The sequence below is a fragment of the Alcaligenes sp. 13f genome (assembly GCF_020496585.1).
Lineage (GTDB): Bacteria > Pseudomonadota > Gammaproteobacteria > Burkholderiales > Burkholderiaceae_B > Alcaligenes > Alcaligenes phenolicus.
The window spans coordinates 1-424 of sequence record NZ_JAHKKC010000070.1; the positions used below are offsets into that span (position 1 = coordinate 1).

General features: G+C 71.5%; 1 protein-coding gene. It reads right to left on the bottom strand.

What is annotated here, in order from left to right; all coding sequences use genetic code 11:
- Positions 1-424: methylmalonyl-CoA mutase family protein (locus KOE80_RS20175; RefSeq protein WP_226349852.1), on the bottom strand; the 424-nt coding region annotated here is incomplete at both ends.

A 424-nucleotide genomic window follows, 5' to 3' on the forward strand; every position in this document is an offset into this window, starting at 1 on the left:
GTCTGGTCCCGCTCCTCGCGCAGCCGCCGCAGCTTCTCCAGCTGCTGGGCGCGCACACCGGCGTTGTCGACCTTCAGCACGTCGATCTGCTGGTCGTCCACCACGCGGTACTTGTTCACGCCGATCACCGGCTGGCGTCCGGAGTCGATGCGGGCCTGCGTGCGCGCCGCGGCCTCCTCGATGCGCAGCTTCGGAATGCCCGCGTCGATCGCGCGGGCCATGCCGCCCGCCGACTCGACCTCAGAGATGTGGCCCCACGCCTTGCGCGCGAGGTCGTAGGTGAGCCGCTCGACGAACGCGCTGCCGCCCCACGGGTCGATCACGCGCGTGGTGCCGGACTCCTGCTGCAACAGCAGCTGCGTGTTGCGGGCGATGCGCGCGGAGAAGTCGGTGGGCAGCGCGAGCGCCTCGTCGAGGGCGTTGG